General features: G+C 46.2%; 31 protein-coding genes. 12 read left to right on the top strand and 19 right to left on the bottom strand.

Translation table 11 applies throughout. The annotated features are described in order from the left end of the window. Nucleotides 1-3 precede the first annotated feature (3 nt). The 19 genes from JIE71_RS00855 to JIE71_RS00945 all read right to left on the bottom strand — a co-directional run bounded on the left by JIE71_RS00855 (nucleotide 4) and on the right by JIE71_RS00945 (nucleotide 16,434). A complete protein-coding gene (locus JIE71_RS00855) occupies nucleotides 4-282 on the bottom strand; it encodes a hypothetical protein (RefSeq protein WP_199506841.1) in 279 nt (92 codons plus the stop codon). Next, entirely contained in the window at nucleotides 279-2,714 is a 2,436-nt protein-coding gene (locus JIE71_RS00860; RefSeq protein ID WP_199506842.1) for a hypothetical protein, read from the bottom strand. The genes JIE71_RS00855 and JIE71_RS00860 overlap by 4 nt, the downstream gene beginning before the upstream one ends. A gap of 58 nt (nucleotides 2,715-2,772) precedes the next feature. Beyond that, nucleotides 2,773-4,323 (bottom strand): hypothetical protein, encoded by a 1,551-nt coding sequence (locus JIE71_RS00865; protein ID WP_199506843.1) that lies wholly within the window; start codon nucleotides 4,321-4,323, stop codon nucleotides 2,773-2,775. A 12-nt stretch (nucleotides 4,324-4,335) separates the two neighbouring features. Then, nucleotides 4,336-4,854, bottom strand: a complete 519-nt coding sequence (locus JIE71_RS00870) for a hypothetical protein (RefSeq protein WP_199506844.1) — start codon at nucleotides 4,852-4,854, stop codon at nucleotides 4,336-4,338. Further along, nucleotides 4,851-5,753: a hypothetical protein gene (locus JIE71_RS00875; protein WP_199506845.1), complete on the bottom strand. Its 903-nt coding sequence runs from the start codon at nucleotides 5,751-5,753 to the stop codon at nucleotides 4,851-4,853. The genes JIE71_RS00870 and JIE71_RS00875 overlap by 4 nt, the downstream gene beginning before the upstream one ends. Nucleotides 5,754-5,757: 4 nt before the next feature. Then, nucleotides 5,758-6,666: a hypothetical protein gene (locus JIE71_RS00880; RefSeq protein WP_199506846.1), complete on the bottom strand. Its 909-nt coding sequence runs from the start codon at nucleotides 6,664-6,666 to the stop codon at nucleotides 5,758-5,760. Nucleotides 6,667-6,758: 92 nt separating this feature from the next. Then, nucleotides 6,759-7,094 (bottom strand): hypothetical protein, encoded by a 336-nt coding sequence (locus JIE71_RS00885; protein ID WP_199506847.1) that lies wholly within the window; start codon nucleotides 7,092-7,094, stop codon nucleotides 6,759-6,761. Between the two features lie 8 nt (nucleotides 7,095-7,102). Beyond that, nucleotides 7,103-7,807: a hypothetical protein gene (locus JIE71_RS00890; RefSeq protein WP_199506848.1), complete on the bottom strand. Its 705-nt coding sequence runs from the start codon at nucleotides 7,805-7,807 to the stop codon at nucleotides 7,103-7,105. Then, on the bottom strand, nucleotides 7,764-10,277 hold the full coding sequence (locus JIE71_RS00895; RefSeq protein WP_199506849.1) for a phage tail tip lysozyme: 2,514 nt from the start codon (nucleotides 10,275-10,277) through the stop codon (nucleotides 7,764-7,766). The genes JIE71_RS00890 and JIE71_RS00895 overlap by 44 nt, the downstream gene beginning before the upstream one ends. Nucleotides 10,278-10,364: 87 nt before the next feature. Then, nucleotides 10,365-11,294: a hypothetical protein gene (locus tag JIE71_RS00900; RefSeq protein ID WP_199506850.1), complete on the bottom strand. Its 930-nt coding sequence runs from the start codon at nucleotides 11,292-11,294 to the stop codon at nucleotides 10,365-10,367. Further along, nucleotides 11,287-12,012, bottom strand: coding sequence for a helix-turn-helix domain-containing protein (locus JIE71_RS00905; protein WP_199506851.1), 726 nt, complete (start codon nucleotides 12,010-12,012; stop codon nucleotides 11,287-11,289). Before JIE71_RS00905 ends, JIE71_RS00900 begins: the two co-directional genes overlap by 8 nt. 187 nt (nucleotides 12,013-12,199) lie before the next feature. After that, entirely contained in the window at nucleotides 12,200-12,445 is a 246-nt protein-coding gene (locus tag JIE71_RS00910) for a hypothetical protein (protein WP_199506852.1), read from the bottom strand. After that, a complete protein-coding gene (locus tag JIE71_RS00915; protein ID WP_199506853.1) occupies nucleotides 12,442-12,903 on the bottom strand; it encodes a DUF1064 domain-containing protein in 462 nt (153 codons plus the stop codon). The genes JIE71_RS00910 and JIE71_RS00915 overlap by 4 nt, the downstream gene beginning before the upstream one ends. Continuing rightward, nucleotides 12,900-13,196 carry a hypothetical protein gene (locus JIE71_RS00920; RefSeq protein ID WP_199506854.1) on the bottom strand — a complete coding sequence of 99 codons (297 nt, stop codon included), beginning with the start codon at nucleotides 13,194-13,196 and terminating at the stop codon, nucleotides 12,900-12,902. Before JIE71_RS00920 ends, JIE71_RS00915 begins: the two co-directional genes overlap by 4 nt. Further along, complete coding sequence (locus tag JIE71_RS00925) at nucleotides 13,193-14,452, bottom strand: YdaU family protein (RefSeq protein WP_199506855.1); 1,260 nt, start codon at nucleotides 14,450-14,452, stop codon at nucleotides 13,193-13,195. Before JIE71_RS00925 ends, JIE71_RS00920 begins: the two co-directional genes overlap by 4 nt. Continuing rightward, nucleotides 14,452-15,216, bottom strand: a complete 765-nt coding sequence (locus JIE71_RS00930) for an antA/AntB antirepressor family protein (RefSeq protein ID WP_199506856.1) — start codon at nucleotides 15,214-15,216, stop codon at nucleotides 14,452-14,454. The genes JIE71_RS00925 and JIE71_RS00930 overlap by 1 nt, the downstream gene beginning before the upstream one ends. Before the next feature lie 72 nt (nucleotides 15,217-15,288). Beyond that, nucleotides 15,289-15,582 (bottom strand): hypothetical protein, encoded by a 294-nt coding sequence (locus tag JIE71_RS00935; RefSeq protein WP_199506857.1) that lies wholly within the window; start codon nucleotides 15,580-15,582, stop codon nucleotides 15,289-15,291. Beyond that, nucleotides 15,579-16,130: a phage regulatory CII family protein gene (locus JIE71_RS00940; RefSeq protein WP_199506858.1), complete on the bottom strand. Its 552-nt coding sequence runs from the start codon at nucleotides 16,128-16,130 to the stop codon at nucleotides 15,579-15,581. The genes JIE71_RS00935 and JIE71_RS00940 overlap by 4 nt, the downstream gene beginning before the upstream one ends. Before the next feature lie 37 nt (nucleotides 16,131-16,167). Further along, the gene (locus JIE71_RS00945) at nucleotides 16,168-16,434 is read right to left on the bottom strand and encodes a hypothetical protein (RefSeq protein ID WP_199506859.1); all 267 of its coding nucleotides are present in this window, start codon (nucleotides 16,432-16,434) and stop codon (nucleotides 16,168-16,170) included. A 103-nt stretch (nucleotides 16,435-16,537) separates the two neighbouring features. Here JIE71_RS00945 and JIE71_RS00950 point away from each other — a divergent pair, with 103 nt between their 5' ends. The 12 genes from JIE71_RS00950 to JIE71_RS01005 all read left to right on the top strand — a co-directional run bounded on the left by JIE71_RS00950 (nucleotide 16,538) and on the right by JIE71_RS01005 (nucleotide 24,260). Next, entirely contained in the window at nucleotides 16,538-17,005 is a 468-nt protein-coding gene (locus JIE71_RS00950) for a helix-turn-helix domain-containing protein (RefSeq protein ID WP_199506860.1), read from the top strand. After that, nucleotides 16,998-17,852: a hypothetical protein gene (locus tag JIE71_RS00955; RefSeq protein ID WP_199506861.1), complete on the top strand. Its 855-nt coding sequence runs from the start codon at nucleotides 16,998-17,000 to the stop codon at nucleotides 17,850-17,852. The genes JIE71_RS00950 and JIE71_RS00955 overlap by 8 nt, the downstream gene beginning before the upstream one ends. Next, complete coding sequence (locus JIE71_RS00960) at nucleotides 17,849-18,784, top strand: DUF3037 domain-containing protein (protein ID WP_199506862.1); 936 nt, start codon at nucleotides 17,849-17,851, stop codon at nucleotides 18,782-18,784. Before JIE71_RS00955 ends, JIE71_RS00960 begins: the two co-directional genes overlap by 4 nt. A 302-nt stretch (nucleotides 18,785-19,086) precedes the next feature. Continuing rightward, nucleotides 19,087-19,440: a hypothetical protein gene (locus tag JIE71_RS00965; protein ID WP_199506863.1), complete on the top strand. Its 354-nt coding sequence runs from the start codon at nucleotides 19,087-19,089 to the stop codon at nucleotides 19,438-19,440. A 121-nt stretch (nucleotides 19,441-19,561) separates the two neighbouring features. Beyond that, nucleotides 19,562-19,906 (top strand): hypothetical protein, encoded by a 345-nt coding sequence (locus JIE71_RS00970; protein WP_199506864.1) that lies wholly within the window; start codon nucleotides 19,562-19,564, stop codon nucleotides 19,904-19,906. After that, nucleotides 19,906-20,619, top strand: coding sequence for a hypothetical protein (locus JIE71_RS00975; protein WP_199506865.1), 714 nt, complete (start codon nucleotides 19,906-19,908; stop codon nucleotides 20,617-20,619). Before JIE71_RS00970 ends, JIE71_RS00975 begins: the two co-directional genes overlap by 1 nt. A gap of 183 nt (nucleotides 20,620-20,802) precedes the next feature. Beyond that, a complete protein-coding gene (locus JIE71_RS00980; protein ID WP_199506866.1) occupies nucleotides 20,803-21,309 on the top strand; it encodes a hypothetical protein in 507 nt (168 codons plus the stop codon). Nucleotide 21,310: 1 nt separating this feature from the next. Beyond that, entirely contained in the window at nucleotides 21,311-21,988 is a 678-nt protein-coding gene (locus tag JIE71_RS00985; RefSeq protein WP_199506867.1) for a hypothetical protein, read from the top strand. A gap of 56 nt (nucleotides 21,989-22,044) precedes the next feature. After that, nucleotides 22,045-22,185: a TraR/DksA C4-type zinc finger protein gene (locus tag JIE71_RS00990; protein WP_228284482.1), complete on the top strand. Its 141-nt coding sequence runs from the start codon at nucleotides 22,045-22,047 to the stop codon at nucleotides 22,183-22,185. A 17-nt stretch (nucleotides 22,186-22,202) separates the two neighbouring features. Beyond that, nucleotides 22,203-23,564, top strand: a complete 1,362-nt coding sequence (locus JIE71_RS00995) for a DNA cytosine methyltransferase (protein ID WP_199506869.1) — start codon at nucleotides 22,203-22,205, stop codon at nucleotides 23,562-23,564. Continuing rightward, entirely contained in the window at nucleotides 23,561-23,992 is a 432-nt protein-coding gene (locus JIE71_RS01000; protein WP_199506870.1) for a hypothetical protein, read from the top strand. The genes JIE71_RS00995 and JIE71_RS01000 overlap by 4 nt, the downstream gene beginning before the upstream one ends. Next, entirely contained in the window at nucleotides 23,985-24,260 is a 276-nt protein-coding gene (locus JIE71_RS01005) for a helix-turn-helix domain-containing protein (RefSeq protein WP_199506871.1), read from the top strand. Before JIE71_RS01000 ends, JIE71_RS01005 begins: the two co-directional genes overlap by 8 nt. Nucleotides 24,261-24,577: the final 317 nt, after the last annotated feature.

The following is a 24,577-nucleotide window of genomic DNA, read 5'->3' on the forward strand; positions in this document are numbered from 1 at the left end:
GTACTACTCGCTCAGGTGTTGGCGTTTTAACTGCATTAGTGTTGCAGCAGTGGGTAGATAGATGCGTCCCAGCGGTAGCGGCTCACCTATGCGATTGGTGCCAGCACAAAGCATGACCACATCAACATCATCACGCCTACTATAGACGCGATGGGCAACCAGTGTGGGGTCGTTTTGTTCATCAGCACCGATATCATGAGACACCAGACTATCCATACGCCCACGTCGATACAGCGTATCAACGTGAGCGCGGACGGCGTTTAGGTATGTGTTTTGGTTCATGCGGTACGTCCTTTGATAGTACCGCCGCCATAGTTGTTGATGACAACATTGCCTTGTGAGATATAGCCTGCGAGTCCACCAGCGGCGGGCGGTAAGATTGTGATATCGCTTTGATCGAGGCTGGTAACGTCTACCACTCCGTATTTGCCACTACCAAACTCACCCTTTTGTAAGTTCGCAATAACTTTTTCTAAAGAGCCATCCGCGCCTTGTTCGCCAACATCCGCACCTTTGGCTCCAGTTGCAACAGTTTTGTAGTCGTATGTCTTCAAGGCAGGCAGCATTGCTGCTGGATTAAACGGACTATCATCCTCTGATATATAAACAGGGGAACGTGTTGTCGCATTAAGACCAGCCCCTCCTGCTGCTCCAGTAAGCACATCAGCATCAAGCGGATTGTATTGTGCTGGGCTAATAACTATAGGACTGTTTCCCCTAGTCCAAAAATCTACGATATAAAGATTTTCAGCATCCAGTTCAGCTTGTGATAAACCAGTTGAGCTGGGAGTAATACGAAACGCAGAGGTTTTTGGAAGGGGATACTTGATGAAAAGCAATTCACTGACAGGAATTGATGCCGTAAAACCAGTTACATCAGCATCAGTTGTGTAATTGAACAGGCTATGTAATGCAGACAAGGCTCTCCAATCTCCGTCCGTGTGGACAGCTATTTCTGCCAGACAGTCTCCGTCAGGCACTGCTGCTATCGCATTAGCTTCTACAGCCTTATATTTGAGTTTGGCGTCAGTGCTAGCCATGTCAATCAGTGACGTATAGAACGTACGATTAGGTGAAGATTTTCCAAATGGCGCACCGCCACCGCTTGAGCTATCAGACTGTAGAATGGCGTATGTGTATCTTGCATTTGCATGAACAGCGCCATTACCACCACCACCGCCACCACCGCCAGCAATCAAACCGTAATTATCAACATGAATATATCCAACGATCGCTATGCCGCCATCCGCCCCTTTTTCCGCCTGCTTTTTACTGTGCTTACTTTCAAAACTACTGCTGCTTAACGTGTTATCGCCAGAATAAAACCCTGCCCCACCTATAAAAACAGCACTACGCCCACCTGCGCCACCACGTCCCAAAATGCGGCCGTGGTTTTCTACGATAGGCGGATTGTTTGAAGACCAGTTTGCGCCCTCAGTGATAGCAGGCGTTTCGGTATTGGGTGCGATAATATCAACGCCGTCATCAACGATAAAACGTACAGTATCGGTTGCAGCGGGGTACGCACCGTATTGGGTATAGTAATACTCATCAAGCGATATGCCGTCATTAGTAGACTGGCTGATATGCAGCACTGTTTCATGATGTCCTGTGTCAGTAATCGGTACATTGACTGATAAATTAGCTGGTGCGCCCACGGTTAAGCGAACGTGTTTTTGGGGTTCTTCTTCGTTGTCGTCAGGGGTGGTCACAAAATCAATGACCGCTTGACCATTTTTCAAGATGACTGTGCCACTTTCGGATTTTTCAGGTGCATCAATGTCATTGCTATCCATGCTCAGCGCGCCCTCTTTCACCGACCAATCTAAAATTTGACCATCGGGCAAGTTGTTAGCGGTCACTGTAAAGCGCACCGCCTCACCCTCGGTAATAGCTGTCTTGTTCGCCGTCACGTTCCAAACCGTTTCTACCACATCATCAGGGTTATAGCGCTCAAACAGATAGCTGGTGTATACAGGGTATGTATGCGGGCGCGCTGTGGTAGCAAGCTCAGTAGTGCCACGTTGACCAAGCGTAAGCATGGACTGACCGATAAAAGCATCACCGTCTTTGACAGCAACCAGTCCTACGCCTTCTAAGCGCCGCCAGTACGTTTCAAAGCCAAACATGGCGTCAAACAAGGGCTTGGGATTGGCTTTATCGTGTGTCCAGTATTTATGCCCGTAGGGATATGCAAGCTGCAAAAACTGTAAAAAGCGTTGCTGGTTTAGATACTGCGGATGCGGATCAGGCGCGGCTAGGTGCTGCTGCATCAGAACAACACTAAGCGCGCCGTTTGGGTCGGTAGTCACGGTCACGCTATCTTGGGCAACGTCTGCTAAAGATAGGCCAAAAGAGGCCACAAAGGTAATATCAGGATGCAGCGTAAATAGCGGGTCAGTTGTCGATGACACTACAGCAAACAGCACGTCGTTATCAGTAAACAAGCCGATTTCATACACGTCTGTGACAGTATCAGCCGTCATACTGCTGCTAAATCGCAGTGTATGGCTGGCAAGCTCAACATCACCTGATACGATGCTACTACGCTGTAGCTCACTTGCCAGCGCCGTCTCATTGCCAGTCACCGTATGCTTGCCAGCACCAAGGCCAACTTCGGTAAGATTGATTTTGAGTGCGGCCGCATCTGTAGCCGCATTTAAGGCAGCCTGCTTGCCTGCCTTTGTGATTGTAAATATGATTGGCTGTGCCATGCGTACACCGATAGATAGTGGTTATTACCTATTATCTTATCGCCTATACGAACAGCCCTTATGCTGTGTTCCGCAATGCCGCCTCGGCTGTCTTCTCCAAATCGCCCCATGGATCATCTTCTGCTGCCGACGTTGCATCTTGATATACCGCGTCATTAGCAGGGCTGTACTGGATGTTGTCAATATAAATAAAGGCCCAAGTATCCGCCAAATCGGGTGAATCAATGCCTTTGAGTTTCATATCCTTCTTACTCATCATTACCCAACGCGCCATGTCATCAAACGAGTACGGCAAGCGCGATAGCTGTGTATTGAGATTATTTTTAACTTTGTACGCTTTAGCCACTTGGGTATCAATGGTAAAGATGCCGCGCTGTACTGACTTACTCATAGTCACATAGGCTTGAGTACGCTTATTAGAAAAACGCTTTTTATGATCATTGTTAAATGGTGCGCCGCCCCACTGGACTTCGTAGAAGAATGTACCCTTGGCTTTTAGCTTTTGACACAAGCCCATGCCTGCGCCAATCGGGTCAACGATGAGAGTCGCACCAGGGTAATCCTGCAATAGTGAATCAATCTTACCGAGCAACATATCAATATCGGCGCTATTGCTAAACAGCGGGATATCGACAACATGGGCATGTCGTTGAATTTCCCCGTTCAGATCCTTATCCACAACTTTTGCTACAGTAATCACACTGCTGTCACGTCCTACGTTACCGCCAACATCCACGGCAATCATATAGCCGTATCTGTCTGTATCACTAATAGCAGACGCACGTTTGAGCATGGCATTAATGTCTGAACGTGCCAGCAAGTACGTGTTTCTAAGCTCAGGGAATTTACCGCGAATACGGATCATGTACTCAGGATGATCACGCCCACCATATTGATACAGTGCTTCTTTTAGCTTGTCATAGCTGACCAGCGGCGACTCTTCACCGTTGAACTCTAGTGATATCCAAACACCGCCATTCTTATAGCTTAGGTCATGGTGTGAGTCAAAGAATATACCTACGTTGGTCGCTGGCTGGCTTGTCATGACCGCACGATTATTAGCATGAGTCAATGCACCAAAAGCGACGTTCAGCACCTCATCAGATACGCCGCAAGCCTCATCAACCCATACCATATAATGATCGCCATGTTGACCTGCGATATTGGTCGGCTGGTGCTTTGGTGCAGTCTTAGCAAAAACAAACCACGTCTTAGAAAAGCCTTTGATGTAGATTTTTTCTGCTTGCGATACGACATAATCGGCAAGCCAGCTAAACGCATCACTCATTCTGAGGCGCTGCAAACAGATATCAATCTCTTTCCATACAACGGTTTTTAGCTGCCCAATCTGTGGGGCCGTGAACAGCATGATGGACTCAGGGTAAAAAAGCAGGTGCCAGAGCGCCACCACACCCGCGCTACGTGATTTACCTGTACCGTGTCCTGATGCTACAGACACACGCGCACCAGGCGCACTGATACAGTCAAACAGTAGTGCTTGCTGGGGCGTAACGTCTATTCTCAATGCTTCGACGGCAAAGCGCTTAATATCGTTACGATAGCGGCGACACGCCTCGTCCCATTCGGGCAGCTCATACAACGGCTTCACGGCTGCCCCTTATTAAATGCTCATAGGCAGCAGCATGTCATCGTCGTCATCTACTTGCTTGCCGTTTATCTGTGCCACTGCTGGCACGTCTGGCATAGTAATGATGTTGCCGCCGTACATCGTGCGCGATGCCCATACCGCCAAAAGTACGGCTAGATGGCCATTATTAATGCTCGATGAGTCAAACTCTTCAACACGGCCGCGCTCATCAATTTTTCGCATCTGTATAACGTTGGTCGGATCATAGCGCCGTACTGTATCTTTAAGCCGTATTAAGCCAGCGGAGCGCACGGTTTGATAAGCACGCATTACGGTTTGCATGTGCTTAGCTTCATCAAAGCATAGCTGCCAGTGGTCAAAAACAGTAGGCGTATCGGTAACGATGACGGTATTGGCGTCAAACTTGGTCGGCTCAGACCACTTAGCCATGTCTTGGATTAAGATGATGCCTTTTTTGGTGTCTGTAGCGGCAATGATGCGGACCGCTTCACCGCTATACGAAGCGGCGCGCGCGTCGATAATCAGGCTCATAGCTCACCCCCGTCCATGTTCACATAAGTCTGAGTGATAGTGCCTGTTTCTTTATCAGCCTTTAGGCGGGTACGGCTGTTTGCGCCCTCGTCTATTACGTCCGCTTGAGTGACTACGGCGTTAAGCGCTTCATCTGGCAGTCTACCGCCTGTTACTGGCGGTAGTCCTGGTGGGATGCTGCCGTCTGGCTCGCCCGTATCGGTCACATCATCATCAGGATGACCTAGCCCTACCACCGTCGGCTCATTACCCACGATAGTAAAATCAATCGTTACGGCGCTTACGTTTGGAATGCTAACATCGGCGGTATCAGGGTATAGCGTGTTTTCAATAACTCGGAAATCCCACGCATCGCGTACGATATGCTCACCCGCATAGCCCAAGTCATAGTTGACCTTAAACGCACGCTTTTGCTCACTTTTAAAAAAGCTGCAAAATTGATTGCTGATGGACTCAGCAGCATGGTCATTACTCGCAAAAAAGGCCACTTGGCAGCGGTACGCAACGGGTGTACAGCGTATTTGCACCACACGCCCCAAAGGGTCGCTTGGTATCACACATGCCAGCCAATCAGAACGTCCGATTACTACGTCCTGCTCAGGCGGATTTTGTGTAGCAGCAAGGGCAATAATCATCACGGGCAGATAAACCGACGTGCCGCTATTATCATCGTCACCAATGGCGCCAGCATTGTCCGTTTCAGCAATTTTGCGTAGCATTTCTTCTACGTTATCTATCATTTTGGATTTTGATACGACAATAGAGGCCTGTAGCTGGCGGGTCTTCCAGCTGCGTAAGTCGCGAATACCATGCGGTGAACACCACTGGCGAAAGTTACGCATTTTTAAGCCAATGGCGTTTTGTATACTCTCACGCGGAGACAATAAAATATCACCCATGACATTAACCCCCTCGTCTCATGCGAGTAAATATCGACTCGCGCGGCGGCTCATACTGATTTTTACTGTCTTTAGTTACTGCCTTTGCGTCTTGCTCACTTGTACTGTCTGCAAACGCTGCCCATTCTGCTTGTTTTTCTGCAAATGATATTGATGGGCACAGCATTGAGTCGTATAACTCGTCTTCGCGGCTCTGGCGGCGCTTTTTAATATTGTCTTGGCGGGTTTGCATCGCAATCACAGTTTGATGCACGTCTAGTAGCTCTTGTTGATGCAGCACTGACATATTTTGTGCGGCAATCATGGCGTGGATGCTATCGTATTGATGGGCGATGGCGGCTTCTAAGGCTCGATGTACAACGGCTTGCTGTTGCGGGTTTGCATTGTCAAATTGCAAATCACCGCCCACCTCTACGATTTTCAGTGCGTCAAACGTACCATCGCCGCGATTGGTGTTGTAATTAGGCATAAGCACTTGGTCAAAGCCTGCAAAATCAAGCAAAATTGTACCGTCTTGACTGTCACCTGTTCGTACTGCTGTACTATACCCACCAGCCTTGCTGTGATAGCGCTGTGCGGCATGTTTGCCTAAATCTGTATCCAAAAATTCATGCTGTGCAGATACGTCACCGCGTGCATTGGCAGACAGCTTGATAGTGCGAAAGGCAGGCTCAAGATAGACAACTTTTCCCGACTGGTCTACAAAGCTATCAGGTGGGCGTAGGCCAAAACGTTGGCGGATTTCGTGTCCGATATAGCCATACATATCGCCTGAATCTACAACGTGCTGTACGTCAGACGAATTGATGAAATCTACCCATGCTTTGACGTTGACACGCCGTGCCATGCCCACGCTATCAGGTCGCCCACGGTCAGATAAGTTGTAAGTGATGAGTGATGTTTTTTTTGACATAGAAAAAGCCCCTTGAAGGAATATGCAATATATTCATTCTAAGGGGCTTTTTTAGTTGGTTTGCGGGGTGTTCCGCTGTGACCGGCAGGCGGCTATGGTGCTACAAAATCAGAATATTCTTCAGCGACCATGGCACAAAAACGATGCTTTGATGATGTACTGTCATAACCTGTATTAAAGTCATCGACGCCCATTCTCAATATATTCATTAGCTCCTCTTCAACGCCTTCCTCTACCGCTTGGGCCCTACATTCAGCAGCACGGTCAATAACGCTTTGATTATAAAACTCATAACCACATTTAAACTGAGCGCTTGAAGCATAGCCATGATTGTAAAGCAGATCAGGGCAATCAGCATCCAAGGCGTATACGGGTAACGCCATGCCAACCCACAAGCCAGCGACTAATACGATATTTGATAGTTTCATAGCCATCCTTACGAACTTGCGGATGCGGACTCTCTCTCCGCTAGTGTTTTCTGATGACTTTCAGCCATGCTTTCGAGTGTCGCAATAACGGCCAATAATCCAGCGGGTTTAGATAAAGCAGCTTGATAGCTTTGCTGAGGCTGCCCATCTTCTGAGTAAGTCGTCATCAGGTCATAGCTGATACGGTAGGAAAATTGATTATCGACAACATTGGTAAAGTCATCTACGTCGTATTCCGTGATACCCATTTCCTTGACTTCATTAACAGTCATTTGAGCGTCAAGATTGCCTCTGATAGATGGGTATGCGCGCATAATTTTCATGTAACCGCTACCCATCGAGCCGTAAGCATAATCTTCATCAGCGTTATAACGCACGGTGGCTGTCGCCTCACAAACAACATCACCGTTGCCATAACTGTTTGGACTGCTTATCTGGTCAAAACTGATATCTGATTGCTGCAATCGCTCTGTATTGATTACTGAGGCGTGCCGTATGTTGGCAAGTGTTAATGCTTGGTCTTTGATGTCTTGTTTGAGTCCTGCTAAAACCTCGCTATCTAAACAAGGATTAGCAGGCGGAGCCGCATCAGCTTGTACTTGCGTATCATTATTTTGGTCAATATTAGCACTGGCAGCACCATCACACGCTACCATGCCCAAACACATACTAACCCCAATACCTATCTTGCCCCAAGCCGCCCGTAACTGCATGAGCTATTCCTCTATCTGATACATTTTGCGGGATTGTATCATTGCTTGCCTGCAAGATAATAGGCTTTTGTGCGCTTCCGCTGTCGATACGCTGGGTAATGGTGGGCATTGGCGGAATAGTTGGCGGGCGAGTTACGGGCAACTGACCGCCTCGAATGCCTGTGCTGGCAAGCGCCATACTGCTGGTTAATTGATTGGTAGAAAACCCCAATATACCGTTTTTTTTCTTGGCGGCTTCGGGTATGGTGGGAATGCGGCGCTTTATTTGCTCGGCATTTTCCATGCGTTTAGGCATTTCGGCTGCTGTATTGCTTGGTCTTTCGTATTGCTCAAGGATTGCCTTTGTAGCTTGCCCAATGGTTTTTGCTTTCTTTAGTGCGTCACCTGCCGCCTTGTGTGTGGTTTTTAATTCATAGTCGATAAAATCATATTGCTGCTCTTTGGTTGAATTTTCTAGCGACACGCCATAACGCTTTTTAAAGTTCTTTTGTCTTTGTCCGCGCCATTGTGCCAATCCTCTTGCACCGTTGCCGCCACCAGCAGAATTATAAGCCTTATGATTAAATCCGCTTTCCTGCTGAATATTGGCGGCAATACCGATGGCTTGCTCTTTTGTGTAGCCACGGCTCATAAAGTAGTTAACCGCTTCAACCGCACCCGTTCCCACAGCACCGCTTAGCGCAGCAGGGTTTTGCTCGCGCATACGCACTACTGTGGGCTTAATGCGCCCTGACTGGATGTCTTGGTAATAATCAGCATTAGGCGCGCCCGTATTGCCATATTTGTTGCCCTGCTTGAAATCTGACACCCAGCCTTGACTGGTATATATGGCCGCGTGACCATAGTTATGTTTTGAATTTTTGCTTGATGGCATACTCATAACGTCGCCTATTTTGGGTACGTAATTCTCGTCATAGGCAACCTGCTCAAACTTACCCTGATTTAATGCAGCAAGGTTTTTAGCAACGTCCTTGCCGTGGCCACTGGCTTTTAGGCCATTTGCTCGGAACGCATCATTCACGTACTTTGCACATGCGCCAAGCGAAACAGTGGCCGCATTACCAATCGCAAAATCAGCTGCATTAGCCGCTGTCCCTGAAGGTGCGGCTTCACCGTCACCACCGAAGCCAAAAAAGTCCTTAGTAGCATTCCATTTGCCAGCAAACCAGCTTTGCATACTATCTGCAACACCTGATAGCTTCGTAAAAAACGGCTCTGTGCCAGTCTCCCACGCGGTTGTCATCTTCTTGGGCAAATTATAAGCAACAAGACTGCTTGTCCATGAGTCGATATAAGGTGAAGCAGCCGCCCCCAATGCTTCGCCGCCCTCACTGCCCAGCCAACCGCCGACAACCATACCGACAGCGCCACCAACCGCCGTACCGACGACAGGAACAACCGAACCGATCATCGCGCCAGTAGCAGCACCCGCCATCGCACCACCGCCGCCACCGACCAAGCTGCCTACGCCTGCCGATTTTTCTTTATGATTGAGACTGTCCCAGTCCATTGCCAAACTTGCCGCGCCCGCAGCACCCGCCAGCCAACCTAAACCTCTCATACCGCCTACGGCTCTAAGACCTCTACCCGCAAGGTTTTTGAGCTTACTAACGCGCCCACCGCCACGGCCAGCGCGACCGCCTCGATTTCTACCGCCGCCTCCAAGCAAACCTCCAAGCAATCCGCCACCTGAACCTTCTGACTTTCTAATGGCTTTCCAGATTTTATCTAGTAGCTTTTCGTTTGCCTGGTTGTGTCTGTCTTGGTCTTGCGGTAATGGCTCGCGGCGTTTAATGGCTCGAAACTTACTCATGCTAAATTTAGCACCACGCAACGCCAGCTTGCCTGCACGCCCAAGCGGAGACATCGCTGTGCCCAGCTCGCGCATACTGTCTAGCATTGGGTCAACGCCGCCACTATTCACGCCAAGGCGCATATCATTGGCAATGTTACGCGCCATCGCATTCAATCGGCGTTCGGACTCACTACCGCCAGCACTGCTATTGTCTGACACAAAGCGTCCACGACTATCACGGCGCGCAGGCGAGCCGCTACGTTCGTCAGATTCGGGGTTAAGGTCTTGTGATGACACGATACGCGCGCGGCGTGCTTTAGTATCAGCATTACGCCGCTGGGCTTGCTGTGGGTCGGATGACTGATTATTGATGCGTGCGACAGGACTACGCCGTGTGCGACGTTCAGACGTGCCAGCGCTGGCAGATGCGTCGATGGCGCCAGACGCAATGATACGGTTGGCGCGTGTCTGTCTGCGTCCTGCGGCACGGTGATGATGGTTGGCTTCTGATAGTCGTTTACTAATCTCTGCTAACTGGGTTTGCCCTATTTGAGCTTGTGCGCTCATTAGGGCGATAATGGACTGTGTATCGTCATGTACGTTGTCGATACTGTCCTTAACGCGGTTCATGCCAACGATGAATCCCGCGCTGTCATAGTTTAAATAGCGTTCCATAATCTATGCCTTTTTGCTGTATGTGGCTTAAATTATGGCACCGCAAAAACGGCAGGCTGGCGCGTGTTCCCCTCCCCTTAGCGCCGATTAGACGTCTATATCGCTTACGTCTGTATAGTCTACTTCTTCAGTATCTTCGTCCACTAAGCCGTTACTGCCATCGTGAGCGCTCTCTACTTCTTCAAATGCCTCTGCTTCTTGCTCAAACGCTAACGCACGCAGCTTCATCTTTCTTTGCGCCTCTTCACGTAAAGCGTTCTGCTCTTCATTAATACCATCCAGTTTTTCCAAGTTCTTTTGACGTCTGGCCGTATCTGATTCAGTAAAGTCTTCAGGAGTAATGCCATTCAGGGGTAGTTCGACCTCAGATATGGCCTTTGATGTAAAAACCAAAGCTTGTAGCGTGCCACCCATCAAGTTTAGTACGGCCATCTTTTTTTTAAGTTCATCGGCCTCTTCTTCCTGCATTGTAGCAATGCGTTCTGCTTCTTCTTTAGTAAGCAGACCGTCGCCCATATCCCATTGTGGTTCAGTTAACGCCGCTTTCAATACCTCGGATGCCAAATTAGTCACGCTATCGTGTAACTGACTCAGTTGTCGCCAGTTACGTCGATGGCTGTTAATCAATATCGCTTTATCCTCAACCGTCTTGACCACTGACGTTGATATTTGCTCAATCGCCTGCTTTCCTGCTTCCAAAATAGGGACTGCTTCCATTTTTCCCACTTTATTGTCTTTTTCTGGAAGCAAACCATCACTTGAGCGATTTTGCTTCCTTTTTTGCGTGCTTCCCCCCTTCCGTGCTTCCTTTTTTGCTTCCTGATTTGAGTCAAGCAGGTTATTTTTTTGCCAATCTTCTTTTTTGCGGCGTTTACTAATTGTGCCTGTTGATTTGGGTGCAGCGTCACCGAACGCATCTTGCAGACGCTCAATCAGTTCACGGTCGCTAATGTCGTCTGTATTTTCCCAAATGAAGCGCGCAGAATCCCAAACCTCCTGCTTACTGTGCTTAGCCAAATTGCACCTCCGCAGTCGGTATCACGGGGCTAGTAACAGTAGCAATGGCCGAATAGCTGCTGTCGGCGCTCTCCTGATAACGATAGACTGCATTGAGTGCCCCCTCGCTGTAGCTGCTATCAGGCGGCGGTAACGGTATGCTGTATTGATGACTGCGTTTGATATCAGTAATCATGCTGTGATTTGAGTCTTCGCTCATACGCTCGATATGCTCTGCCATTTGCGTTTGTATGGCTCTGTCTGCCATCATCTGCTTTTGCTCGATATGCTTAATGATGTACAGCACATTATTAAGCGCACAGCCCACTGTATAGGGCATATCGGGCATATCACGCTCGTCTTTAATGGCCGAACACAACTTATTAGCACCATCGAGTAAGGCCACCATGTCGGACTTACAAGCATCTTTTAACCCAGTCGTCAGCACTGTGGCAAGCTGTGTTGTCAGATGGTCGACCAATGATTTTGATTGAGCAACGATATGATTTACGGTACCTGCCAATGCGTCAATTTCAGGCTCAATCGACAGTCCGCAAATATAGTCGATGCTTTGGCCGTACAAATTACTGAACATGATAAGGTCCATCGCACTTAGATTGACCTTGCCATTTTCAATTTCACTGATACGATTTCGATTGTTCGTTTTCCATATTATTTTTGACACCTCTTCTTGAGTCATGCGAGCATTGTCACGCGCGGCACGCAAATTTTTACCCATTATCTTTTTTATTTCCTGTTCTTGCTGTCTGCTATAACCTGTGTCGCGCTTTGCCATATTCAACCCTCAAAATACCTGTGTTTGTATTGATAAACCCGTCTATTCTCTATACAATCAACTTGCCTGCGTATCTTGAGAAAGTGCGTTAAAAAGCCTCTACATCCCCCAATGTAGGGGCTTTTTTGTTTTAACGGTTTTCGCTTTCTGTCCTACCAGTGAGTCTTATCCGTTCTGCATCAGTAAGAAGCGCCTTACCTTGCTGCACTAAAGCAGCATCTATAAGTTCGCACGCCCGCTGGCATGGCAATAAGCCAGTGACATCAAACTTTTCAATTAATGTGGACGTGCCAGCCACGTCTATAATCGCAGACGCATGAGAAGCATCAGGCGAATAAGAAAGCATTTCTATTTTGATTTTGCGAAAGTTACTCATAATCGGTTCTCGTTAACGTGGCTTTTATTAGTCTCATAGATTTCTATGCCGTACTTGGTCATCATCTGCTTAGCTTTGTCGATATAACTGCGTGTACGCATACCCTTATAGTCCTCAACGACTTCTTTGCCTAAAGCGACGTTGAAATAGACAAAATCAGCGATATAGCTGCTTTGGCGTACCGTGGTACCATTGTCTTTTTTATACTTTGGCGTCAGCACATATTTGACTTGTAGGCGTAAGTCTTTAATCAGTCCTAAACGCTCATATTTTTTGAGCTGTGAGTAACGCTCGCTCTCGCCTTTGCTGTCAAAAGTGATACCGTCGACTTCCGTTTTGATGTTTCCGTGCTTATTCATTTTGGGCTTATCAGACTTGCCAGCGTTGAGCCAGTCGGTGTTAATTTTTCGGCTACTTTTTGCCCAGTCGTTCCACTGGCTGCGTGATTTTCGGCTCATGCTTTTACCTCTTTTAACTCAATAATCCAGTCCCAGCCTGTTTTGTCGCTATCACGTTCGATTCTGATACCCGTCACCGTGTACCTTCCATCAATGTGCTTATCAAATTTGATGTAATCGCTAATACCTATCAATGGATGGTCCAGCCCACACTTGGGATAAGTGCCGTCAGCGACCGCATGCCTAAAACCAATTAACGAGCCTGCCGCATCATGTATCTCATCATTGGTACCAAGAGATTTGATATTTACCGTCTTGCGCGTCCATCGCTGATGATGTCTATACTGGCTCATGCCGCCTCCAATTCTTTAAGCACACGCTTGTATGTTTCATCTTTTGTCTCGCCTGCATCGTACTGCTCATCAATGTAAGCGATGGTTTCGGCGGTAGTCATGCCTGGTAGAGACGCAAAAGGCAGACCGTTGAGCATCACAGTATTTGTGCGGGTGCGCTTGGGTGATTGTGTAGGCGCGCTACTGGTAACAGATTCCTGCAGGAATGCCGCTGGTATATCGCTATCATCTGCATCTGCTACAGGGGCTTTGCCAAGGCTTGAATAATCTGCAACTGAGGTTTGACTATTGGTTGCTGGCTTGGCTGTTGCAGTCTTATTACGCTGCTCATGGATATACTCGCGCTTAATCCAGCTCACAAATAAATCCACACAATAAGCCTCAGTCGCTACACACTCACCCTGTGCCGCCTTGTTGATACGGTACGTCTTGAATTTACCTAGATGCTTATCAAATTCTGCTTGCGTCATTGATGGCATTACTGGCACTTCTTCTGATACCAAAGGCTGAATATCAGCAAGCAACGGCTGCCAAAACTCAACATCAAATTTTTCATTCGCGGGTGAGTTGTTGCTGTTGTTGTAGTTATTTAATTGGTTATTGGTTGGTAGTTCTTGGTTCTTAGTTATGGCACCGTTTTGCGCGTGATTATTGTGACATTGCGTGTGACCAGTTGTGACAGTAGGCGTGACATCATCACTTGAATTATCCGTGACAATCTTTGTGACGTGTTTTTTGATATCGTCGATATGTTGAGCGTGCAGCGCTCTTAACTCACCTATTTTCAAGGATTTATCTACAGTGACGCCTATACTTATCAGGTCATGAGTCATCTGTTTTCTTTCTTGACGCACCTTTTTTTGACGTTCTGCGGCTGTCATTGTCACGTTATCAGGCGTGACATTTTGTGTGACATCGCTGTGACTGTCTGTGACATCGGGCGTGACTTCTTTGTGACCGTTTTTGTTTGGTTTATTGCGATAGTTTTTAATCTCACGCTCACAGCGGCGGTTACGATAACGCTTGCTACGACCGTCAAAAGTAAAAAACTCTTTAAGTACATTGTTAAGCGACTCGATGTGCTCTTCCGTTTTGCATAAGAGACGACGTGCCAGCAACTTCATATTTGAGCCGTCTATTGCTTGCTCGGTGCAGTAGTACATATCGAGCAGGTCACGATAAATAGCACGCTCAACAAGGGTTAGATGGCGCGCGGAATTATTAAAGTCGGCTGGATTAAAATTGTAGTAATGCATTACACCGCCTCCGTACCGCTTGTTACACCCTCGGCGGCAAGCATTTCAGCAATTTTAGCCACGCCAGCAGGCGTAAATTTGACTCTAGGTTCCGCTCTATCTCGGCCATCACGACCAATAAATGCGTGTAGCTTCTGCGTCATAAGTCCTGCGCTGGTACGATGTGAGTACGCATTAAGCACACCCCTGTCATTACGGTACATAAATCGGCGGTTTACTGGTTTTTCTTCATCAATGCACCACGCTACGAACTCGTTTTGCTTCATGCCTACCGCTTTGGCTGTGTCGCGGATACCAGTAGCGCCTTCTGAGTTACTGATAGTCTGTAGGGCTATGATTTTTGGCTGTGCGGCTGCTAATTTGGCTTGCGCTTCCTCAGTAGCTTTATACTGTGCTGCCCACGCGATAGCAGCATCGGCGGGATTGGTAAAGTCGGGCAAAGCTGTTGCGGATTGATTGGCATTGATAACCTTGCGCTCGCACTCAATAAAATACTGGCGTGCCTGTCTACCTTTATCTGAGCGCTGGATCATTGATATTTCTTTTGCCATATCAACACTAATAGCAAAGTCCTGTAGCTCTTGATTGGCGCGGGTGTCGTAAAGCCGACACCCTAAATAGTCCTGACTTTCTACAAATCCGTAGCCGATCATTCGTTCAATCCAAACGCTAAAGCGGTCTTTGACTTCTAAAAACGCGAATAACTCACGAGCCGACACAGCTTGTTGAAGCTCTTTATTTTCTTGAATAGTTGGTAATTGCATGGCATAATTTCCTTGTTGAAGTTTTATGTAAGACAGCGAACCCCGATTCAGTTGCACCTGAATTGGGGTTTTTTATTGTCCGCCGAAAATGAAAATTGGACCGATAGTTGCTACTGCTAAGATGGCAAGAAAGGCAAAAAAGCAATTAAGGCCAAACCCAATCTTCGCTACAATTTCTTCTTTCAATTCCGCAGCTTCGGCACTCTCTGATATACCCATAGCTTGTGAATCACTCTCCAAAGCGGGCAATGATTTATTTTCCCAACCTTCTTGCATGAACAATTTATCTCGCTCGCGCAATTCGATACGGCGTGCCAGCAATGCGAACGCGGTATCTTCAGGCGTTGGTTGTTGAATCAGCTTCATAGTCCAAGCGCTCCTTTTATCTTCTGTCCGACCCCTTTTTGCTTCGCTTGCTCTTCTGCTTGCCATTGGGCGACGATATGTGGGTTATCTTCTGCATGTTTGGCATCAACGTGGCGCATCAATAATTGCAGCTCACTCATAGCCGATTGGATTGTAGTGTGTAGCGTAATACGCTGGTCACAGCTAATACGTCCATCCTCAAGCGCGTCATGCAGCTCTTGGATAACACTTCCTGAGCTTGCTGATGCTGCGAGCGCGGTCATGATTAGGTCTTCGGTTTGGGTTTGGGTGGCTTCTACGCTTACATCGCAATAAACACCGTTTAAACAATGTGCGATGGCATGAGCGATAGAGTGGTCGCCAGTCAGTTGCATCATCTTCACTGCTTCATCAAGGCGCAGGTGGTGCGCTGTAGCATTGCCATTCACTTTGTTTCGCAGAATTGCTGCGGACAGACCCATGCGACCAGCCAGCGCCTCAACGCCGCCGTGAGGATAGTTGTGTGCCGTGTTAAATGCCGCGTCAATAACATTCATCGGATTACGCATCGTATGTTTCCCTTTCATTTGTACGTTTTTTTAAGGTTTAAGCAGGCGTAGGCTTATTGCATGGACGATTAATTCGTTTGCGCGATGATTTTTTAGATGTTTTGAACGCAGTAGCAGGAAGCTTTAATGAGTCTAAATCTGCTGTTAGCTCGTTCCCTGTTGCGACTTGAATAACTGCTTGAAATTCAGGAGGAATTCCCCCTGAGTTCCAGTTGGACATAGTGCCTTTGGTTTTACCAAACACCTTGCCTGCGGCCTCAAGCGTTGTGACTTTATAGTGTCGTTTGATGTCATCTACATTCATAGTTCAATACCTTATACCTTTAGTTTAACATATTAAACCATTGGTTTAAGACATTGTCAATGAATTGGTTTAGTCTATTAAACAAATCAACATGGGTTTAATAATGGAAAAATTAGTTACTTATGGTGAGCGTTTAGAATGGGCTATATCTAAGCGAAATACCTCAGCCGCAGAAATCAGCAAGAAGACCAAAATCAGCAAGTCTTCTCTTAGCCAATACATTAGTGGAAGCACTGGTGCGCCTAGAAATACTACGTCTGCAAAGCTCGCTAACTTTTTGAATATAAACCAATATTGGCTTGATACAGGGCAAGGCGATTGGCAGATTCCCGATACCACGCCAGAGCCTCAGAATGAAGCGGTTACCTCGCTTCTGGAATCTAGCAGTCCAAGCGTAATTGGGCTCATGGAAAATCTAAGAGACATGGAAAAAAATCACAAACTTACGCCTGAGTTGGTAAGTTTGCTGAACGCTACTATTGATACTTTTAGAAAGGTCGATACAACTCAAACTATGCAAGTAGATATTGATGATTTAGTTAAGATTTCTGAGGAAGATTCGCGTGAGTAATAATGTAATCAAGATTCTAAAGCCCGATGATTATCGGTCATTTAAGGGTTGGGTTACGGACGTAAAGAATGTGAACCCTGTGTTTGTATCTAGCTTTAAGCATCCTCAAGAACACAAACCTATTGATATGTATGCAAAGATATATTCCCTAAGTGGTAGCGACCGTTCTGTTTTTAATGAAATCCTTGGTTATTTGATGATAGATGCTATGGGTCTACCGCAGCCTAAATATGCCTGCATTGCATTAGTACCAACGAAAAATATAATGGATAATATTCAAGAAGGCGATTTGCACCCATCATTGAGAAAAGAAGTCTTTCAAAGAGACGTCTTTCCCATGTTTTGTACTTCAAAGATAGACAAATCTAAAACAGCGCTTCAATTTCATGGAAAGATTGACGCGGTAGCATCAGAGTTAGCAAAGTGGAAGCATTTTGGCGATGCCGTTGCTGCGGATAACACTATTGCCAATATTGATAGGAACTTAGGTAATTTACTAAGGACTGGAGCTAATCAGTACTACTTGATAGATAACGGCATCTTGGTCAATCATTATGGCTGGCAGCAATCACACTTATCAGAGAACAGTAATTTTGATAACAGGCTATTGCAACTATCTGACCTTTATTTGAATCGTGGGCAATGTTTACAAATGAAAAGCGCAGCTATACTAGCTTGTGACAGTCATAACAATGCCTTCATGTACGCCTACCAAGAATTGATCTATTGGGTTCAAACGCTATATAAGGCAGTGCAAAATGATTATAATAAATTCATAGACTTCCTTGCCTATAGAGCAAATAATGCACATGGGCTACTGACTTCAAGGTTTCAAATGGTTATATGAATACTTCATGGTACGGTCTTATAGACGACACTATAGAGCAGCCTTCACACTCAAATTTGATATCAGGTGAGTGGTTTACAGTGCGTTTCACACCTGATTTCATTGCGAATGAAATTTTTAATATTGGCGTTGTCTTTGTTGATGATGACAAGCGCTGCCATTATAAAATGATTGAAAATGCTAATGCCTTTAGCTGTCTGTTTGGCAGTACAGGCGTCGCAAATATAAACTTCTTATTGAAAATTGTAAAAACTGAGTTGACGGCAAATAACTACACGCTCACACCATCAGGTCACATTTTTTATTCACATAGACAAACAGCTCAAGGCAGCTCGGTGAGTGAAATATTAGAAGATCTGTTTGGCTCTATGGTGTCATTAGTTTGTAAAGGCGATACCGAAGTAGAACCAATAAAAGATACTCCCTCAACGCTTAGTACAAATAAGCTTCGTAGCAAAGTGTTTTCTCAGATGAGAGACAAGTATGGCAGCTTGTATGAAAAGGTTTATCATAAAGAACCCTATGAGATAACCGATGATACAACGGGTGACAAAATCATTGTCGATATGCCTATACGTCATTACTCAGGAGTACGCAGTGGAACAAAACGTGTGGAATATTACGGTTCTATCGTATCTGCTGCATATCTTGACCAAGTACACAGGATTCATCATATCAACTATATTGGTGCAACAAATGTTATGAATTGCTGTGAGCTACTGGGTAAGGACGTTAGGACGGCACTGATTATTTATTTGCCGCCAGATGATAGTTTGAAGTTTACCAAGCCACTAAGATTACAAATTGAGAATGAGTTAGATAGGTGCTTGTACAGCCTTCACAAGATGGAAAGCGATGGTTTCAATATCAAGATTGAAGTTAAAGAAAGCCCTGAAGAATGTCTAGAAGAAGTTGTTGAGTTTTTAACTTAAAGTTTATTTCCTACCATTAGATACACCTCTCATACAATCAAAATCCGCTTCAAGCCTGCTATATGCAGGCTTTTTTGCGTCCTTAGTTAAAATAGTTCAATTAATTAAACTTTATATTGACACATTAGTTCAATATGTTAAACTTTATTCGTTGGTTGGACGCCGTGAATGTTGAGCTAACTGTACTTATAGCAGACGATGCTATAAACCGTTATTTAAAAACATATTGCAGGAACGCTATTGAGTTATAGCCGATTTTAACCGTCGGCTATGCCGCAATAACTAATAACGAAGGAGTTTTTATGCGACGTGAGCAAATCACTTTATTCATGATAGACGTCATTGCTTACTGTATAGCGGGCAACGGCATTGGACAAACTGTCCTACAAATTAGTAAAGAAGTTGAAAAGCTTCAACTAACCGAGCTTCTTATTAAATCCACGACAAAACCCTCACCTCTTGATGAAAGAGCACCTATACGTGGGAATTCTAATCCAAATGAGTTGCGAAGAATATTAGAGGGAGCAAAGGACCCTAGATACGTGAGAAACCCGCTCTACAAGCTAAAAAAGCATAGTCGCGCTAACGGACACCATTTGTTCGACAAGCTAACTATGCCTGAAAGGGTCGGCAAACACCCAAAAAAACCTATGTGACGCACTCTTACTTCCCTTTCTGTGGCACTCAGTATTAGCACAATACTAAATTCCATCCACAAAAAAAGCCCCTAGAGACGTCGAAATCAAAGGGGCTTTTACTTAAATAAGCGAGATTATTATGAATCAACAACCCAAATTAGTCAAACCAAATCGCGGAGTTATCACGCGCACAATCATGCCAGCCAAGCAAGTCCCCTTAGCTCAGAAGTTTATAGCGGGCGCTATCGAAGGCATTCATGACTTTATCGTTGCCCTAGTCATTGTGGCGATATTTATCGGTATTGCTACTGGCTGCACCAAGTACGTCGAGCATCGCCAGCAAGCAGAAAAGCAAGTCGATACCACCACGCACTACCAGCGCACCCCTTATGAAGAAGCGCGCATTGCTCATTTTCGCGCCCAAAACAAACATGCCAATCAAGTATTGGCAAGTATCCGCACAGACAATGGGAGTGTCCAGTAATGACTAATCAAACCAAACCCATACGCGCAACTTTAAACATCAAATCAGCGCGCAAGTATTCTGACGGCTTAATCGGCGCACAGGTCATCCTCTTAGATGAAAAGAAAAATCGCACTTACTTCGCTTGCCGTGCTAGTCGCGTACCCAATAAAACCGAAGTCGATACCACTAACATTTGGATGTACACAAATGGCGGCTGGAAGCGCGGGGCAAAACCTAACGATGCTGAACTTGCGCTAATCACATCAAGCATGGACTCACTGATAACCCGTTGCTCTCACTTGTTTAACCGCGAATTATGCGGCTCAACAAGCAGTCATAAGCAATACGGTATGTGGGACGACACTGTGATATCACTTTGTGAACCAAAAATGATGCAGGGTCATGTCATTAAGATTGGCGCACGCATTTTTACTGCGGGTAGCTGGGACGCTTTAACCAAAACCCGCGATGAATCAGTCATTAAGTATCGACTGATTGGCGACACTCAACATGAGGTTAAATATCTGAGCCTCAAAGAGGACAGCGATATATTGCGTCGGCTAAAGAAACAGTTTGAGTATGCGTGTAAGCAATATGCAAACAAGCGCGCGCGCCAGCCCGTAGGATTTAGAGGTTGGGAAGACAGCAACCAATACAAATACAGCGTTGGACAACTGCCTCAGTCCCCTGCTCAATACCGCCAAAGTCAGAGACACGCCAATGCATCCTAGTAATTCAAACTCACAAAGCCAACGATGGCTATCAACATCAGACGCGCAGATAGTCACCCGCGTCATAGAAATTGATAACCATTTACTGGCAGCCATAGACAAAACACCGCGCATCAAGCGCGGTCGGGATGCCAAGTTTTTGGCAAAAATTGCTAAGCGTCAACCAATTATTAAGGAATAAAAATGTCTAAAACAAGTAAGAAGCGCCGCGTGGCAAAGAAGAAAACTCAGATGCGTGCCGCGCACAAGGAAAAAGCCAATAAACCTCTGTTTTACGATGGCTTTATGAAAGTGCCACTGGATAGTGGTCTTGAGCCTCACGAGGTTAAACGACGGACTGAATATGATGGTGACTGGATCAACCCTGCTATACGTGAGGAGATCTTAGGCAGTCCACGCAAGTTTAAAGTGACAGCGCATATAACCGATAGCAAGGGTGAAAAGGCTGTAGCAACTATTGACTATCAAGGGTATGGCAGCCGCAACACTATTGCCGACGCCTCAATCGTTGCCTTTGATGCAGCACGCGAAAAGAAAGGCGATATTGTAATGCGTAGGTCTTATATCGTGGTGCGTGCCCGCAAAGATGGCAGTAAAGCGCCCAAAGAAGTAGATATCGAAGCTCTACAAGCCTCTAAGCGCAAGGCAATTATGGGGCTTGCTAATCCGATGATGTGGGGAGGTCGATAGTATGCGAAAGATTAAAGAACGCCCGATTATCCTGACCGCCGATGAAGTGCGCGCGGTGCTTGCTGGTGAGAAGACCCAGCATCGAGTGGTTATCGAAAACACTTCTGATACTGCTATTTTGTTTGATGGCAGAGCGTGGCGCTATGACGGTTTGGAATTCAAAGAAAACGGTTGTTGCGAGCCTGACTCGCAAGGTCTGCATTACATGGAGCGCTTAGCGCCAGAAAAAGGCTTAGTGCATCAATATACGGAAGAGTATGAGAGTGTTGGTTATTGCCCCCATGGTGCTATTGGTGATCGGTTATGGGTTCAGGAGCTACACGCACGAACAGAAAAGGAAGACTTGATTACTCGCACTCACTACTATGCTGGTAATGGTGATTTAAGGCCTGACTTACGCCACGATGCAGGACTACTTAAAAAGTATCCTGCATCTGATATGCCACGCTGGGCAAGTCGCGTTCTGTTAGAAATTACCGACATTCGCATTGAGCGTGTGCAGGACAGAACGCTTGGGGATGCAGTTAAAGAGGCGTGCTTTACATTTCCTGACTATGCAAGAAGGGTTCTAACGCCTTTGGTTGCTTTCTATTGTTATTGGACGGAAAGGCATGGACATGAGGCTTGGATATCTAATCCGTGGGTTTGGGTGATTGAATTTAATAAGGTGGATGAATAATGGCTGATATTGCAGATATAGCACAAGAACGTATCGACGCAGAAAATATCGTGCGCATGGCGAATATTAACCGATTCAACACTCCTTCTCGGTCTACGTGCATCGAGTGCGACGAACCAATTCCACCCAAGCGGCAAGCGTTAGGCGGAGTAAAACACTGTATCGACTGCCAAAACGCTTTAGAGCGACGCCGCTAAATTTAAAGGATATCACCATGCAGTTATTACCTCATGAGCTAATCATTGATAACTTTGCAGGCGGTGGCGGCACATCAACAGGACTTGAGGCGGCTTTTGGCCGCCCCGTTGATATTGCTATTAACCATGATCCTGAAGCCATCGCCATGCACCGTATAAATCATCCAAACACAGAGCACTATTGTGAATCGGTTTGGGATATTAATCCAAAAGATGTGACAGGTGAGAAGCCTGTAGGCTTGGTATGGCTTTCGCCCGATTGTAAGCATTTTAGTAAGGCTAAAGGCAGCGTACCAGTCAACAAGCGCATACGTGGATTAGCTTGGATTGCCCTTAAATGGGCAGCCGATTGCCGCCCACGCATGATTATGCTTGAAAACGTCGAAGAGTTTAAAACTTGGGGCCCTATCGGAGACGATGGCCGACCGTGTAAAGACCGTGCAGGGCAGACTTTTAAGTCTTTCGTTACAGCCTTGCGCCGCCAAGGATACGCCGTCGAGCATAAAGAGCTTAGGGCTTGTGACTATGGAGTGCCAACTATCCGTAAGCGGTTTTTTTTGATAGCGCGCCGTGATGGGCTGCCAATCGTTTGGCCAAAGCCTACGCATAGCGATGCTCAATCATTAGCAGTGAAGAAAGGCAAGTTAAAACCTTGGCGCACAGCATCAGAGTGTATCGACTGGTCAATACCTGCCCCTAGTATTTTCGAGCGTAAACGCCCGCTAGCTGAAAACACATGCAAGCGCATTGCTGCTGGATTGATGCGGTATGTTGTTGGTAACCCCACGCCTTTTGTAATTAACCGTGAGGGGATGCAAATGCCAGTGCTAACAGAATGTGCAAACACATCATCACCTCGCTGTATGCCAGCCAACGAACCATTGCGTACTATCTGTGCTCAAATTAAAGGCGGCCATCATGCGTTGATAGCGCCATTTATCGCAAAAAACTATACAGGCGTAATAGGTAGTGACATCAAAGATCCATTGCATACTGTGACCGCAAAAGACCATAACAGCTTAGTAACTGCCTTTTTAACCGCCTATTACGGTAATGAAAAAGACGGTCAAAGCTTACAAAGTCCTATCCGCACCGTGGTGAGTAAAGAACGTTTCGGACTGGTTACGGTGGCAGGCATTGATTACCGAATCGTCGACATTGGCTTTCGTATGCTGCAACCGCGTGAATTATTTCGCGCCCAAGGCTTTGATGATAGCTATGTTATCGACCGAGGTATAGACGAACATGGTGAAATCATCAAACTGACTAAGACAGCGCAAACACGAATGGTCGGCAACTCGGTTTGCCCGCCACTGGCACAAGCGTTGGTCGAAGCAAACTTTAAACACGAACTGAGTTACAAGGAAAAAATCGCATGAGTAATAAATCGGAAATAGCAGATAGCTTTTTTGAAGAAATGGTGCGCTGTGAAAAGATGATACCGCTTTATATGAGCGTGTGCGACCGCCCAAGCCAAGATTTAATTGATGCTATAAGCGAAAACGCCCAAGTCTGCAAATTACTAGAAATACCAGAGGATACAGAGCGAGCAGATGACATTGTGGAACGCCTGTACAGAAAGCATGGCTTTTTAGCACAATTTGCTACGCCCAATCCTTTTAGCTTTTCGACAGATGGGAGTATGTACACAAGTGGCTGGGGTTTTTACGCAACCAAATGGTTCTATGCAGACAACATCGAAAAACTAGAATCGGAAGCTATCAAATGGGCGCGGGAAAATTTTGAAGAGCGCAAAAAGACAGATCTTATGAAAGCAAATGAACGCGAAGGAGAATATCATGGCTAAGAAACCTTGGAAGGATGTAAGCGAAAGCGAAAAGATAAAAATGAAGGAGTATGTGGATAAAAGCCCGCCCAATACCCCGCTATCTCCTGAATTTGCAGCAAGTTATCTGGGAATATCACCTGCGACCCTACAGAAGATGCGATGCACTGTCACGGACGGCATACCTTTCCACAAGCCGCGCCACAAATGTATCATCTACTATAAAAGCGATTTAGACGCTCATCTGCAAGGCAATACGGCATATCGTTGCACAGCGCAATATGCGTAAATGCGACTTGTAAATTTCCCTAAGAAGGCATTTAGCGTTTTTCTGACCCTTCTTACTGTCGGGGCTTATGATATGCCGTCGTGGGCACTGCTATATTTAGCTAAATTACCTTGTGAGCACTTTATGGGCACTTTTAAAATATTGTTACATCTTGGCATGTATCGCCATATATTGCCATTATCTCACCTAACCCATTGATAGCATTGTAAATTTATCGTTATGTATTGGCATGTATCGCCATGTATTGTTATATATTTTCAACGCTTATAAAACTCATAATCCTTTGGTCGTAGGTTCAAGTCCTACTGGGCCCACCA

Source organism: Psychrobacter sp. bablab_jr014 (assembly GCF_016464015.1).
Classification (GTDB): domain Bacteria; phylum Pseudomonadota; class Gammaproteobacteria; order Pseudomonadales; family Moraxellaceae; genus Psychrobacter.

Bases quoted from the DNA above. Each gene is read 5' to 3' on its own strand.
- JIE71_RS00935 (WP_199506857.1), bottom strand. From the start codon at position 15,582: ATGAAGCTGATTCAACAACCAACGCCTGAAGATACCGCGTTCGCATTG.
- JIE71_RS01000 (WP_199506870.1), top strand. From the start codon at position 23,561: ATGAGTAATAAATCGGAAATAGCAGATAGCTTTTTTGAAGAAATGGTG.
- JIE71_RS00885 (WP_199506847.1), bottom strand. From the start codon at position 7,094: ATGAAACTATCAAATATCGTATTAGTCGCTGGCTTGTGGGTTGGCATG.
- JIE71_RS00915 (WP_199506853.1), bottom strand. From the start codon at position 12,903: ATGAGCCGAAAATCACGCAGCCAGTGGAACGACTGGGCAAAAAGTAGC.
- JIE71_RS00975 (WP_199506865.1), top strand. From the start codon at position 19,906: ATGACTAATCAAACCAAACCCATACGCGCAACTTTAAACATCAAATCA.
- JIE71_RS01005 (WP_199506871.1), top strand. From the start codon at position 23,985: ATGGCTAAGAAACCTTGGAAGGATGTAAGCGAAAGCGAAAAGATAAAA.
- JIE71_RS00995 (WP_199506869.1), top strand. From the start codon at position 22,203: ATGCAGTTATTACCTCATGAGCTAATCATTGATAACTTTGCAGGCGGT.
- JIE71_RS00930 (WP_199506856.1), bottom strand. From the start codon at position 15,216: ATGCAATTACCAACTATTCAAGAAAATAAAGAGCTTCAACAAGCTGTG.
- JIE71_RS00980 (WP_199506866.1), top strand. From the start codon at position 20,803: ATGTCTAAAACAAGTAAGAAGCGCCGCGTGGCAAAGAAGAAAACTCAG.
- JIE71_RS00895 (WP_199506849.1), bottom strand. From the start codon at position 10,277: ATGGAACGCTATTTAAACTATGACAGCGCGGGATTCATCGTTGGCATG.
- JIE71_RS00925 (WP_199506855.1), bottom strand. From the start codon at position 14,452: ATGCATTACTACAATTTTAATCCAGCCGACTTTAATAATTCCGCGCGC.
- JIE71_RS00965 (WP_199506863.1), top strand. From the start codon at position 19,087: ATGCGACGTGAGCAAATCACTTTATTCATGATAGACGTCATTGCTTAC.
- JIE71_RS00890 (WP_199506848.1), bottom strand. From the start codon at position 7,807: ATGCAGTTACGGGCGGCTTGGGGCAAGATAGGTATTGGGGTTAGTATG.
- JIE71_RS00880 (WP_199506846.1), bottom strand. From the start codon at position 6,666: ATGTCAAAAAAAACATCACTCATCACTTACAACTTATCTGACCGTGGG.
- JIE71_RS00870 (WP_199506844.1), bottom strand. From the start codon at position 4,854: ATGAGCCTGATTATCGACGCGCGCGCCGCTTCGTATAGCGGTGAAGCG.
- JIE71_RS00950 (WP_199506860.1), top strand. From the start codon at position 16,538: ATGGAAAAATTAGTTACTTATGGTGAGCGTTTAGAATGGGCTATATCT.
- JIE71_RS00940 (WP_199506858.1), bottom strand. From the start codon at position 16,130: ATGCGTAATCCGATGAATGTTATTGACGCGGCATTTAACACGGCACAC.
- JIE71_RS00960 (WP_199506862.1), top strand. From the start codon at position 17,849: ATGAATACTTCATGGTACGGTCTTATAGACGACACTATAGAGCAGCCT.
- JIE71_RS00985 (WP_199506867.1), top strand. From the start codon at position 21,311: ATGCGAAAGATTAAAGAACGCCCGATTATCCTGACCGCCGATGAAGTG.
- JIE71_RS00945 (WP_199506859.1), bottom strand. From the start codon at position 16,434: ATGAATGTAGATGACATCAAACGACACTATAAAGTCACAACGCTTGAG.
- JIE71_RS00990 (WP_228284482.1), top strand. From the start codon at position 22,045: ATGGCGAATATTAACCGATTCAACACTCCTTCTCGGTCTACGTGCATC.
- JIE71_RS00860 (WP_199506842.1), bottom strand. From the start codon at position 2,714: ATGGCACAGCCAATCATATTTACAATCACAAAGGCAGGCAAGCAGGCT.
- JIE71_RS00855 (WP_199506841.1), bottom strand. From the start codon at position 282: ATGAACCAAAACACATACCTAAACGCCGTCCGCGCTCACGTTGATACG.
- JIE71_RS00905 (WP_199506851.1), bottom strand. From the start codon at position 12,012: ATGGGTAAAAATTTGCGTGCCGCGCGTGACAATGCTCGCATGACTCAA.
- JIE71_RS00910 (WP_199506852.1), bottom strand. From the start codon at position 12,445: ATGAGTAACTTTCGCAAAATCAAAATAGAAATGCTTTCTTATTCGCCT.
- JIE71_RS00970 (WP_199506864.1), top strand. From the start codon at position 19,562: ATGAATCAACAACCCAAATTAGTCAAACCAAATCGCGGAGTTATCACG.
- JIE71_RS00920 (WP_199506854.1), bottom strand. From the start codon at position 13,196: ATGAGCCAGTATAGACATCATCAGCGATGGACGCGCAAGACGGTAAAT.
- JIE71_RS00875 (WP_199506845.1), bottom strand. From the start codon at position 5,753: ATGGGTGATATTTTATTGTCTCCGCGTGAGAGTATACAAAACGCCATT.